The following is a 14134-nucleotide window of genomic DNA, read 5'->3' as shown; positions in this document are numbered from 1 at the left end:
CTCGCGATCAGTGTCAAAGGAAATCGTTCAATCGTGGTGGAAGGTCTCTTCCATCATCGCCCACCACTCGCCTTCCTTGCGGCTATCGAGTGGTTGCTGGCAGGGAATCGTGAAGGACCACCATTCCTGGTTCTTGGGGCTTGCAGCCATCTTCGCCATGTCGGCGCTGATATCGGTGCCGTAATATTCCCAATAGCCGAAGAGCAGATTTTCCGGCTCGCGCAGGAAGATCGTATAATTGCGGATATTGCAATCGCTGATGAGCGCCAGAATTTCAGGCCAGACGGCGGCGTGCAGCCTTTTATATTCCGCGATCATGTCAGGTTTGACGCCTATGACCATGCCCATACGCTGCATGAAAAACTCCGTTATTGCTTGATGGTGGCGAGCGCAGCGCGCAGCTTTGTCTGCGGCAGGCCTAGTCCCAGCCGTTCCGCCGCGGCAATGACCGGAGCGAAGCGGCGACGCCTCTTTTCGTCGTGGTTGCCGGCGATATCAGCCAGCCGATGCGCGAGAAAGGGATTGCGCAAACGTTCCCGCAATTGACCGATATAGGTCTGCGCTTCGTCTCCCATGCCTTCGGCTGCAAAAACCGGCAGAACCTCGTCCCGCCATAGCGTCTCCAGATCTGCAACGAGAGCATCGTCGGCCATTGCCTGACGCACCGTCTCATCCTTCCCGCGCGCATCCTGCGTCCAGCGTTCCGCCAGATAGGAATGGCCGAGATTGAGCAGGAAAAGCTTCAGCTTTTCATAGTGATCGAGATCGTCGGTCAGCACCACGGCAGGGTGAGTGCAGGGGAGGACAAGACCATCCTGGCTCTCTATCGCCCAGAGCGCATAGGGTTCCGCCACAGCGCCGACCGGGTCGATGGGCTCGGAGACGATGCGGTCCACCAGACTATTGGCGAAACGGCACTTCTCATTCAGATAAAAGGCAAAACCTGCCGGCAATTGCCATTCGTCGGCAAGCCGGCGAATAACCTCTTTCAGCCTTTCGCCGTTACGCGGTACAAGCTCACAGGGGAAGATGGACACAGGCGCTTCCGGATTGCTCTGAAAACGCTCCAGCAGCAACATGCAGAGTTTCGCCGGAAAGCTTTTCGGTACGATCGTGAAATCGCCAGCAAGCCGGGCATTATCGGCTGAATCCAACTCATAACCGCGATCGCCCGTATTGGACAGAATGACATCGGCCCCGCAGGCAAGACGGCGCACATCGGCCCAGTCGGTCGCAGCGGTCAGCGCCCGCGCGACAGCCCTGCCTTGAATTTCCTCATCCACTTCGTGCCCATCACGGATACCGCGAATACGCACGGGGTAGGGCGCGCCGCTGTTCAGCGCCGCAACACGCTTCAGGCTCTCCGCATTGCCGGTCGTCTGGACAATCGCGATGCGCCCGAGCGCTTCACCCTTGTCCAGCGCCTGCGAAACAAAGAGATCCGCATGCGCCAGGAGAAAGCGGCTGGTGCCGAATTGCAGGATGGGCGTATCGGACGTCATGCGACCTCCACCATGCCTTTGATCACTCCGGCCTTCGGATCGGTCAGGTCGGCGAATCTGGAGGGCACATCGGCAAGCGTCATGCGATGGGTGATCAGTGCCTCCGGCACCTTGCCTTCCCGCAGCGCCCGCAGGACGCGCTCGAAATCCTGAGGCGTGGCATTGCGGCTGCCGAGCAGTGTCGTCTCACGCTTGTGGAACTCCGGATCGTTGAAGCTGATATCGCTGGCGACGATGGAGACCAGCACATAGGAACCACCATGGCCGACAAAGGAAAAGCCGCGCTCCATGGCTTTCGGATTGCCGGTCGCATCAAAGACCACATCGAAGAAATCGCCGTCGGTGATTTCGGAAAGACGATCCTTGTCATCGTCGCCAAGTGTCACCGTATGCGCAACGCCAAGATGCTCCTTGCAGAAATCCAATCGGTCGGTACGTCCATCGATCATCGTCACTTCGCCGCCATCGAGAACGGCGAAAACCGCAACGGCCATGCCGATCGGCCCGGCGCCGACGATCAGGACCTTCTGCCCCTTCTCGACTGCCCCCCGGCGCACCGCATGCGCACCGATAGCCAGAAATTCGGTCATCGCCGCCTGGTCGAGGCTCAGCCCCTCCGCCTTCAGCACGAATTGCTGCGGCACGCTTAGATATTCGACCATGCCGCCATCACGATGAACGCCGAGCACACCGATATCGCGGCAGCAATTGCTCTTGCCCTTCAGGCAGGCGCTGCATTTGCCGCACGAGATATAGGGAATGACGGTGACCACATCGCCCGCGGACAGATGGCTGCCTTGCGGCGCCTCTTCCACTGTGCCGGAAAGCTCATGACCCATGATACGCGGATAGGAAAGATAAGGCTGGTTGCCCGTGAAGATGTGCAGATCTGTGCCGCAAACACCAATGCGGCGAATGCGCACTAGAACTTCACCTTCGCCACGCGCTGGTTTCGGCAGTTCCTTGGGGACGAGTTGACCTGGGGTTTCGCAGAAAATCGCCAGCATGCATCACCTGTGGGAAAGGGAATAAAAACGAATGGCGTTACCGCCAAAGACTGCCGCATGGTCCTCTGCCGGCACGATATCGCGGCAGAAATCCAGCCATGCCTGATAATCGCCGGCCAGCCGCAACACCGGCCAGTCACTGCCGAAAATCACGCGGTTGCCACCAAAGAGTTCAAGAATGGTCTCGGCATAAGGCCGCACAGCTTCCGGCCGCTGCTCACCGCGCTCGGTCAGCAGACCGGAGAGCTTGCAATGGACATTGGGAAGAGCCGCCAGAGCGGCCATATCCTTACGCCAGTCGCTGTAGTGACCGGTAGCAATCAGCGGCTTCGCGCCATGGTCGATGACGATGGGCAACTGCGGATGGCGACGGGCGAAGGACAGCAGATGCGGCAGATTGGGCGGCAGGACCAGCGCATCGAACGCCAGACCGTGCTTTACCAAAGCCGCCACAGCGGGATCGAGCGCCGGGTCATCAATCCAGGCAACATCCTCCATGCCCTGCAACATCGGACGCACAGCTTTGAACGCCGGATGTTTTGCCCGGCGAGCGATTTCGCTCGCCGCGTCGGCGGACTTCATGTCCACCCAGCCGACCACGCCCTTGATGAAATCGGTCTTTTCCGCCAGTTCCAGCATGAAATCCGTGTCGGCCGCCGTCTCCATCGTCTGAACCAGCACGGTGCCCGAAACTCCGGCAGCAGCTAGCAAAGACGACAGATCGGCGGGGAGAAAATCCCGGTAGATGGCGGCGAGCGACGGCGGCGGCCATTGCCCGGCACGATCCTTCATCAGCCAGAAATGCTGGTGGGCGTCGATAATCATACCTCAAGCCTTCCCGACAGGCGTAGGCGCACCTTCGGCAATCAGGCCACGCCTGTGCAGCTCGGACCAGAATTCATCCGGGATCGACTGTTCGAACCATTCAATATTCGAAGCGAGCTGCTGCGCATTGCGCGCACCCGAAACAACAGTGACGGAAGCCGGATGGGCAAGCGGAAACTGCAATGCGGCGGCCTGCAGCGATACGCCGAGTTCCTCGCAAACATCCTGCAGCGCATCGACACGCGTGAGAATATCGGCAGGCGCGTCAGCATAATTGAATTTGCGGTTGCCAGCCAGAATGCCTGAATTGAATGCACCAGCGACAACGATGCCAACGCCGCTTTCAGCGCAGCGGTTCATGAAAGCAAGGCTCTGTTGCTCCAGCAGCGTATAACGGCCGGCGAGCATGGCGACGTCGATGTCGAAGACATCCATCGCGTCACTGACAATTTCCCACTCGTTTACGCCAAGGCCGATGGCCCCGGTCGATCCTTCCTCGCGCAACTTTCCAAGCGCCCGGAAGCCGCCGCCCGTGGTCAGCTGCTCCCAATAATGCTGATGCTTTTCGCCATGGGTGTAGGAACCGATATCATGAACATAAAGAATATCCGGCTTCAGAACCCCCAGCCGCTGCTGGCTTGCCTCAAAAGAGCGCAGGATACCGTCATAGGAATAATCATAGACCGGGCGGAACGGCAGGGGCGCAATATAGGCATCCGCCTCCGGACCGACGGTCTCGTCAGGAACCATCACACGGCCGACCTTGGTGCTGAGCGTATATTCGCTCCGGTCATGCTCCGTCACCATGGTGCCCAGGCGACGCTCCGACCGCGTATAGCCATAAAACGGCGCGGTATCGAAATAACGCATGCCGCTTTCCCATGCCTTGTCGAACGCACCCTTGGACTCTTCATAGGGCGTGACGCGGTAGAGATTACCCATCTGGGCGCAACCAAGGCCCATGACCGTGACGTCTACGGCGCGGCGCGGCAATTTACGTGTATCGGAGACTTTCATCGTAGGGACTTCCTGAATTTTTAGCTAGAGCGGGATGTTGAAAACCGCATCTCAAACAGGTGAGGCGCGCCGCCACTGGGCGGCGCGCCGTCATGCATCAGTAAAGAACGTTCTTGGCTTCCGGCTTTTCGATATTGTCCTTGGTGACAACAACGACGCCGGTATCGACGAACTTCTCAACCTTCTCCTTGTTGATGAGCTTGGAAATGGTCTCTACGCCCTTTTCACCCATCTGATAGGAACCCTGCACCACGATACCGGCCAGCGTGCCATCCTTGACGAAGCTCTGAAGGTCTTGATTGCCGTCGAAGCCGATGGCGACGACCTTGCCGGCCTTGCCGCTCTGGGCGAGAGCGCGGCCAACGCCGATTGCCGTCGGCTCGTTAGCGCCGAAAATACCCTTGAGGTCGGAATTGGCGGCCAGAACGTCGGTCGTCTGGTTCAGCGCGGTGGCCATCTGCGACTGCGAGTAGAACGGTCCGACAATCTTCAGATTGGAGTTCATCTGGATATAGTCGGTGAAACCGCCGACACGGCCGATTTCGGAACCGGCGCCGGCGACATAGGACATGACGGCGATCTTGCCTTCTTTGCCCACCTTGTCGATCAAGGCCTGCGCTGCCAGTTCGCCGGCTTTCTTGTTATCGGTCGCCAGGAACGACTGGTAATATTGCTCCGAGCCCTTGGCGAGCTGCGAGTCGATCAGGACGACGGGAATACGGGCTTCCCAGGCCTTCTTGACGGCAGGCACCAGCGCATCCGGATCGGAAGGTGCCAGAACAATGCCCGCAACCTTACGGTTGATAGCGTTTTCCACCATGTTGACCTGGTCGGCAATCGCCGATTCAGCAGCCGGACCCTGGAAGGTCATGGTATTGCCGGAAGAGTTCTTCATCGCCGCGTCGGCGCCCTTCTGGACGTTCTGCCAGAAGGTGGAGTTGACGGTCTTGACGATGACGGCGATTTCACCGGCCTGCACGGTGGAAACGCTCCACAGCGCGATTGCGGATGTCAGAAGGGCAGTCGCAATTTTCTTCATTTCTTCCTCCGTGATGTCGGCATACCGGGCCTCCCCTGCCGATCTTTTTTGCGGAAAGGGTCCGCAGCCCTTTGATCAGCGGCGGTTGCGCAGCTGGTCGATCCAGACGGTGACCAGAATGACGAGGCCGATGATGATCTGTTGCGTGAAGGCGGAAACGCCATTCATATTGAGACCATTGCGCAGGATGCCGATGACGAAGGCGCCGATGGCCGTACCGGAAATCGTGCCCACGCCGCCGATCAGCGATGTGCCGCCGATAACGGCGCTGGCAATCGCATCCAGCTCATACATCACGCCCTCATTCGGCTGGGCGGTGACGAGGCGAGACATCAGCACGCAGCCCGTCAACCCGGCGAGCGTGCCGGACAGAATGTAGGTGAAATTGGTAACGCGGGCGACGTTGACACCGGAAAGGCGTGCAGCATCCGCATTGGAGCCCACGGCATAGATGTGGCGGCCGAGGATCGAGCGGTTGAGCATGAAGGAAACCGCAAGCGCAATCACAACCATCAGGATGACGGGATAAGGAATGCCGGGGAAAACGACATTCGGAAAGCCGTCGTCACCGATATTAACGATGCGGAAGAGGGCGCCGTTGCCAAGTTCGCCGAAGGATTCGCCAAGGCCTGAAACGGCGCGCGCACCGGTGATCTGCAGCGCCACGCCACGGGCGATCAGCATCATGCCGAGGGTGGCGATGAAGGGCGGTAGCTTGAAACGCGTGACCAGCAGCCCGTTGATGAAACCACAGAGCGATCCCGTCAGAATGCCGAGCAGCATGCCGATCGGCACCGGCATGCCGAGTTCCTTCACCGCAAGGGCGGCGACCACACCGGCGAGCGCCAGCACCGAACCGACCGAAAGATCGATGCCACCGGTGATGATAACACAGGTTGCACCAATGCCGAGCAGAGCAATGGAGGTGACCTGCAACGCAATCGTCATGCCGTTATTGACGGTGAAGAAGGCGCTGCTGGTGGCGGAGAAGACCGCGACGAGAGCGAACAGGCTGCCGAGCGCAGCAAACTTCTGGATGATGTCCTTCTGGCGGTCGCTGACAGCAAAGCTCTTCTTGGGTTCTGCAATATTGGCCATGTCGTTCCTCACTGCGCGGCCCGGCCGTAACCGGACGCATACCGCATGATTTCTTCCTGATTGGTCTTGGCGGTTTCGAGTACGCCCGTGATGCGGCCCTGATGGAAGACCGCGATGCGATCCGTCAGCCCCAGAATTTCCGGCAGTTCCGAACTGATGAGAACAACGCCGATGCCCTGTGCGGCCAGCTCGTCCATGATCTTGTAGATCGCGAATTTGGCGCCGACATCGATGCCGCGTGTCGGCTCATCGAAGAACAGCACGCGCGACTGGCGAAACAGCCATTTGCCGATGATGATTTTCTGCTGATTGCCGCCCGAAAGCAGCCGCACCGTCTGCGCGATCGAAGGGGTGCGGATATTCAGAAGGTCGACGTAGCGCCTGGCGACATCGTCGTGCTTCTTGAAGTCGATCAGCCCGAAACGGTTGGAAACCTCGCCGAGATTGGCAAGCGTCGTATTGGCCGCCACCGACATCTTGATGGCAAGCCCATCGCTTTTGCGGTCTTCCGAGAGATAGGCAATACCTTCTTCGATTGCGTCCTGCGGCGAGCTGATCGAAAGCTCGCGCCCATTGAAGGTGATCTTGCCGGCATCAAGCGAATCGGCCCCGAAGATCGCCCGCGCGACTTCCGTTCGTCCCGCGCCCATAAGTCCGGCAAAACCGAGGATTTCACCACGTCGCAGCGAAAAGCTCACATCGCTGAACACGCCATTGCGGGTCAGACCTTCAACGGAGAAGATGATGTCTTCCGTTGGGCGCGAGGTGCGCTCGGGGAATTTATCTTCCAGCGAACGCCCGACCATGCGGGTGACGATGTCATCGACGGTAATCGAGGCGAAATCGTCGGTCGAAATATAACGTCCGTCACGCAGCACCGTCACACGGTCGACGATCTCGGCCATTTCATCGAGACGATGGGAAATGTAAACGATGCCGACGCCGGAGGCCTTCAGGTCCCGGATAACCTTGAAGAGAAGGCGGGTTTCCTGCTCGGTCAGCGAAGAGGTCGGCTCATCCATGATGAGCACTTCCGCATCGAGCGACAGCGCCTTGGCAATCTCCACCATCTGACATTGGGCGACCGAAAGGCCGCGGACGATCTGGTCGGGGTTGATATCAACACCCAGCCGGTCGAGACAGCGCTTGGCATCGAGACGCAGCTTCTTGCGGTCAACGAGGAAACCGCGACGCGGTTCGCGCGCAAGATAGATGTTCTCGGCGACGGAAAGATGCGGAACGAGGTTGAGTTCCTGGTGAATGATGGCGATGCCGGCGGCTTCGGATTCGAGCGGCGATGCATATTGCACCTTCACGCCCTTGTGCAGGATCGTGCCGTCGCTCGGCTGATAAACGCCGCTGATGATTTTCATCAGCGTCGATTTTCCCGCACCATTCTCACCGCAGACGGCATGCACTTCACCGCCGCGCAAATCAAAATGCACGTTGGACAGCGCTTTGACGCCCGGAAATTCCTTGCTGATATTGTCGAGACGCAGAAGGGTCGAACGCTCCGCGCGCGCCATCTCCTCAGGCGAAAAATCGCCCCGAACTGTCGATGCGCCCTGCGACATCTGGAAACCTCCCACCCGTATCCCCGCTCCACCGGGGTTCATGAACAGGTCAAATGGTTAGGCCGGTTTTTCAGAATGGTCAAGCCAATTAGGCCAAAATTTGCGAACCCACATTCGAAACGGAAACAGCATATCGAAACTATATCGATAATAGTCATTTATTTTCATATAATTAAGTAATTCCTTGCGCATTGATACGCTTGGCGTTACGGTAAGGCCAAATACGGATTGAAGAGAGGGCTCGTCGGAAAACACATGAGTGGTCAGGCCAAAATAGCGGAACCGCGCAGGCTTTATCAGCAGATTGCGGACCAGATACGTGAACTCATCGATATGGGTGAATTCCTACCCGGTACGCGGCTTCCCGCCGAACGGGAACTGGCCCAGAAGCTCGGCGTATCAAGGCCTTCGTTGCGCGAGGCGCTGATTGCGCTTGAAATCGACAACACCGTCGAAATTCGCATGGGGTCCGGCGTCTATGTATCGGCGGAAGCTCTGCAGACAACCCATCATACAAAATCCCTTGGCGACAGCCCCTCCGAACTGATGCAGGCACGGGCCGCGCTGGAGGGCGCGACCATCGTGCTGGCGGCAAGCCGGATGACCGATGAGACGATCGCTACCCTCCGCCAGATACTCAACACCATGCAAAGGGAAATCGAGGCCGGTCGCAAACCTCTAGATCAGGACCGGCTATTTCACGTCACCATAGCCGAACAATCCGGTAACAGCGTTCTGGCCCGAATGGTGGCGAACCTCTTCGATGAACGCCACAGCCCCATTTCGGCCCAGCTTCGCGTAAAATTTGAAGACCGCGATACCTGGACACATGCGCTTCAGGAACATGAAGCCATTCTGGCGGCGCTTGAGCTTAAAGACCCGCTGCTGGCGCAGGCGGCCATGCATACCCATCTGGAAGGTTCGAAGAGGCGCTGGGTGGAAAGCTGATTTTGAAACATAGCAGGCAATATATACCGGGAGGAGGATAACCCGTGAGTGAGAATTCCGAGGCGACCATTTTGCTGAACGCCAATGACAATGTCGCGGTGGCGCGTCGGTCCATTCCGGCCGGCGGCGCAACGGGCAGGGGAGATCTGGCGGCGCTCGAGCTGATCGGGCGCGGGCACAAGGTCGCCCTCAAACTCATCAAATCCGGAGACGAGGTGCTGAAATACGGACAGGTGATCGGTATCGCCACGCAGGATATCGAGCCCGGCCGACATGTTCACCTGCACAATCTCGCCATGGTGCCTTCCGAGCACGCGCATCAGTTCAGTGTCGACATTGAAGAAAAGGGTATGCTGCCGGAAGCCGAGCGCCGGACCTTCAAGGGGTTTGACCGCGGCCTCGGCGGCGTCGGAACACGAAACTATATCGGCGTCATCGCTTCGGTGAACTGTTCCGCCACGGTGTCGCGTTACATCGCCGATTATTTTAACAAGCAGGGCGGCCTAGATGGTTTCGACAATGTCGATGGCGTCGTGGCGCTGACCCATGGCGGCGGCTGTGCGCTGAATACGAAATCGGAAGGTTATCGCCTGCTGATCCGCACCATTCAGGGTTATGCCCGTCATCCCAACTTCGGCGGCATTCTGCTGATCGGCCTCGGCTGTGAAACCAACCAGATCGCCCCCATCCTCGAACATTACAAGATGGAAGAGGGTGAGCGACTGCGCACCATGACGATCCAGCAGCATGGCGGCACCCGCAAGACGATCGACGCCGCGATTGCAGAGATCAAGGCCATGCTGCCGATGGTCAACGCCGCCAGCCGCACCGAGCAGCCACTCTCCAAGCTGAAGGTGGCGCTGGAATGCGGTGGTTCGGATGGTTATTCCGGCATTTCCGCCAACCCGGCCCTGGGTTATGCCTCCGACCTCATCGTCCGTAACGGCGGCACCACAGTCCTCTCCGAAACGCCAGAGATTTACGGCGCCGAACACCTGTTAACGAAGCGCGCCGTCACCCCTGCCGTCGCCGAGAAGCTCTTGCAGCGTATCGACTGGTGGCGGGATTATACCGCCCGTAACGGCGATGAACTCAACAACAACCCCTCCCACGGCAACAAGCTCGGCGGCCTGACCACCATTCTCGAAAAATCGCTGGGCGCAGTCGCCAAGGGCGGCTCCATGCCGCTGAAGGCTGTTTATGAATTCGCCGAGACCGTGACGGAGCAGGGTTTCGTCTTCATGGATACGCCAGGCTACGATCCCGTTGCCGTCACCGGCCAGGTTGCCGGCGGCTGCAACGTCATCTGTTTCACCACCGGCCGCGGCTCGGTTTCGGGCTTCAAGCCGGCTCCCTGCATCAAGATCGCCACCAACTCCGAAATGTATGAACACATGAAGGAAGACATGGATATCAATTGCGGCGAGATCGTTACCGGCGCTGAAACCATCGAAGAATCCGGCAAACGAATTTTTGAGCATATTCTGGCGGTGGCTTCCGGCGACAAGACCGTCAGCGAGATCTACGACTACGGCGACAATGAATTTGTGCCGTGGCAGGTTGGGGCCGTGACCTGAACCCTGTGGCGCCAAGATTGTCCCACGTGAAACAAAAGGCCCGGAAATCAGTTTCCGGGCCTTCGTTATTCCTGGTTGTTTCCGCGCTTAGTGGCGGAAGTGGCGCATGCCGGTAAAGACCATCGCCACATTATGCTCATTCGCGGCGTCGATCACTTCCTGATCGCGCATGGAGCCGCCCGGCTGGATGACAGCGGTGGCGCCTGCGGCAATCGCAGCGAGCAAGCCGTCGGCAAAGGGATAAAATGCCTCCGAAGCGACGGCGGAGCCGCGTGTCAACGGTTCGGCAAGGCCAAGAGCCTTGGCGGCATCTTCCGCCTTCTGGGCAGCGATACGGGCGGAATCCACACGGCTCATCTGGCCTGCGCCGATACCCGCGGTCTGCCCGTCCTTGGCGTAAATGACGGCATTAGACTTCACATGCTTGGCGATCTTGAAGGCAAATTTCATATCTTCAAGTTCCTGCGGCGTCGGCGCACGCTTGGTAACGACCTGAAGGTCCAGATCTTCAACCATGCCATTGTCACGGCTCTGCACCAGAAGGCCGCCCGAAACGGTCTTGGCCGTAATCCCGGCTGCGCGCGGATCAGGCAGGCCGCCGGCGGTCAGCAGGCGCAGGTTGGGCTTGCGGGCGACGATGGACTTGGCTTCTTCCGTCACGTCGGGTGCGATGATGACTTCCGTGAAAAGCTTGACGATCTCTTCTGCCGTTTCCGCATCCAGCGTGCGGTTCAAGGCGATGACGCCGCCAAAGGCTGACACGGAATCACATGCCAGCGCGCGCCGATAGGCTTCGGCAAGTGTCGGGCCCGTCGCCACACCACAGGGATTGGCGTGCTTGATGATGGCCACGGCCGGCGCGTTTTCCGGCAGGAATTCCGCCACGAGCTCGTAAGCTGCGTCCGTATCATTGATGTTGTTGTAGGAAAGCTGCTTGCCCTGAAGCAGAGTGGCGGTCGCCACGCCAGGGCGCTTTTCGCCCGTCAGGTAGAAACCGGCGCTCTGATGCGGGTTTTCGCCATAGCGCATCTTTTCCTTCAGCACGCCGCCGATGGCGCGGTAATCCGGCGTCTCGATCGCGAGCGCCTCAGCGAACCAGTTGGAAATCACCGCATCATAGGCAGCAGTGCGGGCATAGGCCTTGGCGGCGAAACGCTGGCGCAGCGCATAGGATGTCTGGCCGTCATCAGCCTGCAAGGCTTCAACCAGGTCAGGGTAGTCGGACGGATCGGTGACAACAGTGACATAGGCATGGTTCTTGGCGGAAGCCCGGATCATCGCCGGACCACCAATATCGATGTTTTCGACCGTCGTCGGATAATCGCCGCCCTTGGCGCGAACTTCCTCGAAGGGATAGAGATTGATGACCGAGAGATCGATCGCCTCTATACCGTGCGCCTTCATCGCTTCAATATGCTCCGCGTCATCGCGAATGGCCAACAGGCCGCCATGGACATTGGGGTGCAGCGTCTTGACGCGGCCATCCATGATCTCAGGAAAATTCGTCACGTCGGAGACATCCGTTACCGGCAGGCCTGCTTCCGCAATGGCTTTCGCCGTACCACCGGTCGACAGGAGCTTGACGCCAAGCTTCGACAGAACCGTCGCCAGCTCGATAATGTCAGTCTTGTCGGACACGGAAAGAAGCGCCGTGCGGATTTTGACCTTATCGGGGGCGGGGATTTTTTTGGACACGACGGCCATCAGGCATACTCCGTTTAACAGGGAGGACAGGCTGGAATGGGATTGATCCAGCAATTGCCGCCGCGTTAACACAGCTTACCGGATTAATAAACAGCGGGGATGCCGAACGGCGTAAACTATGGCGGTTTTTGCCCCGCACCGCTGGAAATTTCCTAGGCCTGGCGTTCGATCAGCCAGCGGATTTCCCGCGTATTCGCAAGATTGAAGGGGAGCTCGATCTGCTGCGACGGCCGCATGCCGGACGCATCGGCCATGAAGACATCCTCGGTGACAAAAAGCTCCAGCCCGGGCGCCGAAAACAGCCAGACGGTTCCATCCGCCGCCTCCAGGTAGACCGCCTCTTCGTCCCGCTGATGCAGCTGAATGTGAGGATGAATGTGGAAACGCGAAACAGCCGAGATCGACTGCAATTGCGTTTTTGCCGCGTTCTCATCAGCCCGAAGCAGATCCCGTCCCTTTATCTTGGTACCGGCCGCATTCAATTCTATTTTCCGCTCGTGATAGCAGCCGAAATTCTGCAAATAACCGTCATGAGACGCCCACAGGATGTCATTGCCATTTGCATCCGTTCCACGCCGGCTGTCGACATGGCTGACGCCAGATACCATGATCGGACCAAGCAGCCGCGAGCGCGACAGTCTGCAGGATGATGTATCCGCAAGCGTGACGGCGGAATGCGCGGCCGTGGAACGGCTGGCCCGCTGATATTCCGGCGCGGCATTTCGCGGAAAGCCTGAATTGACGATGAAGCGGTTCTTGCCGCAGGACATTTCAAAAGACAGGCAACCCGAATGGGCATTACGTGAAAGCTCCGCAGAAGCGGGATACCCCGTATCGACGATGATGACCGTATCGTCCGTCGCAAGCCGGTGGTAGTTCACATCCGGCAGGACTTTGGAAGGCCGGCCGGCGGTTTCATCATAGCGCAGCACGGAAACAAGCTCATTGGCCAGTGTGGCTGTGGCGCCGTTGAACAGCGCGAGATCGCCGCCCTGATGCCGGAAGAACCGGATCGCCGGAAACATGCGGTCTATCGCCGGCACCAGACCTGAGGGCAGATCATGGCCGAGATTGATATAACTTTGTCGCAGCGGCAGGAGATCGAGCAGCAAATCCAGCATGACCCGTGGGTTGCGGGAAACATGCCCGCCATCGGGCAGAATCTGGCGTTCCATTTCCTGAGCCAGCTTCATTCCGTTCCGGGTAATCCGCGACTGGCGCGTAGGCATGGCGATGGAGGCCATGGCAAGCGCGATTCTTATCCTCAACCGCGCTTCACCGTCAGGCGCATGTTTGACGATTCTTTCGAGATACCGCACATGAAAGGCAAGGCTTTTCAGGAAACGGCGATAAAAACCGGCATCGGCCTCGTATAAAACCACCGGAGAGTGCGAGAGCCAGGCTATCAGCCTCTGCGCCGCGATTTCCGGCGACCAGGCGATACCCGCAAGCCGTTTGCCATGAAGCACCATCCATTCGGCGACGATGCGGCGAGCCCGCTTGCACGCCTCGCTCGATTTATCGGAACGAATATGCCGCAGCCAGGTGAATGCATGCAGCCGTTCTTCAAAAACTGCCGAAGGGTAGTCCACTTGAAAAGGCGAAGCGCCGCCGGTTTCGACGACACGCCCGGCCAGCGCGATACGGCCCCGCAACAATTCCTCGGCGAAATAGGGATCGATGGCTCTGAGATCGGTCGGCGCCGCCACCAGACCGTCGGGTACACGATTGGCAAATCGCGACACATGCAGGCGCAAAGGCGTAAGGCCGACACACAGATGACGATACGCCATCCGCGACAGAAGACCGGCGGCATTCATGCTGCCTGCAAAGGACCCTAACA

General features: G+C 58.7%; 12 protein-coding genes. 2 read left to right on the top strand and 10 right to left on the bottom strand.

Features of this window, described 5'->3' with window-relative positions:
• Positions 1 to 27: 27 nt before the first annotated feature.
• The 8 genes from WDZ78_RS15540 to WDZ78_RS15505 all read right to left on the bottom strand — a co-directional run bounded on the left by WDZ78_RS15540 (position 28) and on the right by WDZ78_RS15505 (position 8062).
• Positions 28 to 357, bottom strand: coding sequence for an L-rhamnose mutarotase (locus WDZ78_RS15540; protein ID WP_034501189.1), 330 nt, complete (start codon positions 355 to 357; stop codon positions 28 to 30).
• 11 nt (positions 358 to 368) lie between these two features.
• Positions 369 to 1502, bottom strand: a complete 1134-nt coding sequence (locus tag WDZ78_RS15535; protein ID WP_020010724.1) for a mannitol dehydrogenase family protein — start codon at positions 1500 to 1502, stop codon at positions 369 to 371.
• Positions 1499 to 2509: a zinc-binding alcohol dehydrogenase family protein gene (locus tag WDZ78_RS15530; RefSeq protein ID WP_425673520.1), complete on the bottom strand. Its 1011-nt coding sequence runs from the start codon at positions 2507 to 2509 to the stop codon at positions 1499 to 1501. Before WDZ78_RS15530 ends, WDZ78_RS15535 begins: the two co-directional genes overlap by 4 nt.
• Positions 2510 to 2512: 3 nt before the next feature.
• Positions 2513 to 3334 (bottom strand): amidohydrolase family protein, encoded by an 822-nt coding sequence (locus WDZ78_RS15525; RefSeq protein ID WP_425673519.1) that lies wholly within the window; start codon positions 3332 to 3334, stop codon positions 2513 to 2515.
• A gap of 3 nt (positions 3335 to 3337) precedes the next feature.
• Entirely contained in the window at positions 3338 to 4351 is a 1014-nt protein-coding gene (locus WDZ78_RS15520; RefSeq protein ID WP_020010721.1) for an aldo/keto reductase, read from the bottom strand.
• 97 nt (positions 4352 to 4448) lie between these two features.
• Positions 4449 to 5390 carry an ABC transporter substrate-binding protein gene (locus WDZ78_RS15515; RefSeq protein ID WP_425673518.1) on the bottom strand — a complete coding sequence of 314 codons (942 nt, stop codon included), beginning with the start codon at positions 5388 to 5390 and terminating at the stop codon, positions 4449 to 4451.
• A 75-nt stretch (positions 5391 to 5465) separates the two neighbouring features.
• Positions 5466 to 6488: an ABC transporter permease gene (locus WDZ78_RS15510; protein WP_003505311.1), complete on the bottom strand. Its 1023-nt coding sequence runs from the start codon at positions 6486 to 6488 to the stop codon at positions 5466 to 5468.
• Between the two features lie 8 nt (positions 6489 to 6496).
• The gene (locus WDZ78_RS15505) at positions 6497 to 8062 is read right to left on the bottom strand and encodes a sugar ABC transporter ATP-binding protein (RefSeq protein WP_020010718.1); all 1566 of its coding nucleotides are present in this window, start codon (positions 8060 to 8062) and stop codon (positions 6497 to 6499) included.
• A gap of 255 nt (positions 8063 to 8317) precedes the next feature.
• Here WDZ78_RS15505 and WDZ78_RS15500 point away from each other — a divergent pair, with 255 nt between their 5' ends.
• Together WDZ78_RS15500 and WDZ78_RS15495 are read left to right on the top strand one after the other, a co-directional pair.
• Positions 8318 to 9010 carry a FadR/GntR family transcriptional regulator gene (locus WDZ78_RS15500; protein ID WP_003505313.1) on the top strand — a complete coding sequence of 231 codons (693 nt, stop codon included), beginning with the start codon at positions 8318 to 8320 and terminating at the stop codon, positions 9008 to 9010.
• Positions 9011 to 9054: 44 nt separating this feature from the next.
• Positions 9055 to 10587 (top strand): UxaA family hydrolase, encoded by a 1533-nt coding sequence (locus WDZ78_RS15495; RefSeq protein ID WP_425673517.1) that lies wholly within the window; start codon positions 9055 to 9057, stop codon positions 10585 to 10587.
• Between the two features lie 87 nt (positions 10588 to 10674).
• Here the strand turns inward: WDZ78_RS15495 and purH are convergent, their stop codons facing one another.
• Entirely contained in the window at positions 10675 to 12291 is a 1617-nt protein-coding gene (gene purH / locus WDZ78_RS15490) for a bifunctional phosphoribosylaminoimidazolecarboxamide formyltransferase/IMP cyclohydrolase (protein ID WP_020010716.1), read from the bottom strand.
• Between the two features lie 152 nt (positions 12292 to 12443).
• The gene (locus WDZ78_RS15485; RefSeq protein ID WP_425673657.1) at positions 12444 to 14111 is read right to left on the bottom strand and encodes a heparinase II/III family protein; all 1668 of its coding nucleotides are present in this window, start codon (positions 14109 to 14111) and stop codon (positions 12444 to 12446) included.
• Positions 14112 to 14134: the final 23 nt, after the last annotated feature.

Source organism: Agrobacterium sp. M50-1, from assembly GCF_049843495.1.
Classification (GTDB): Bacteria; Pseudomonadota; Alphaproteobacteria; order Rhizobiales; family Rhizobiaceae; genus Agrobacterium; species Agrobacterium radiobacter.
The sequence above is the reverse complement of the archived record's forward strand: the minus strand, read 5'-3'. Positions and strand labels throughout refer to the sequence as shown.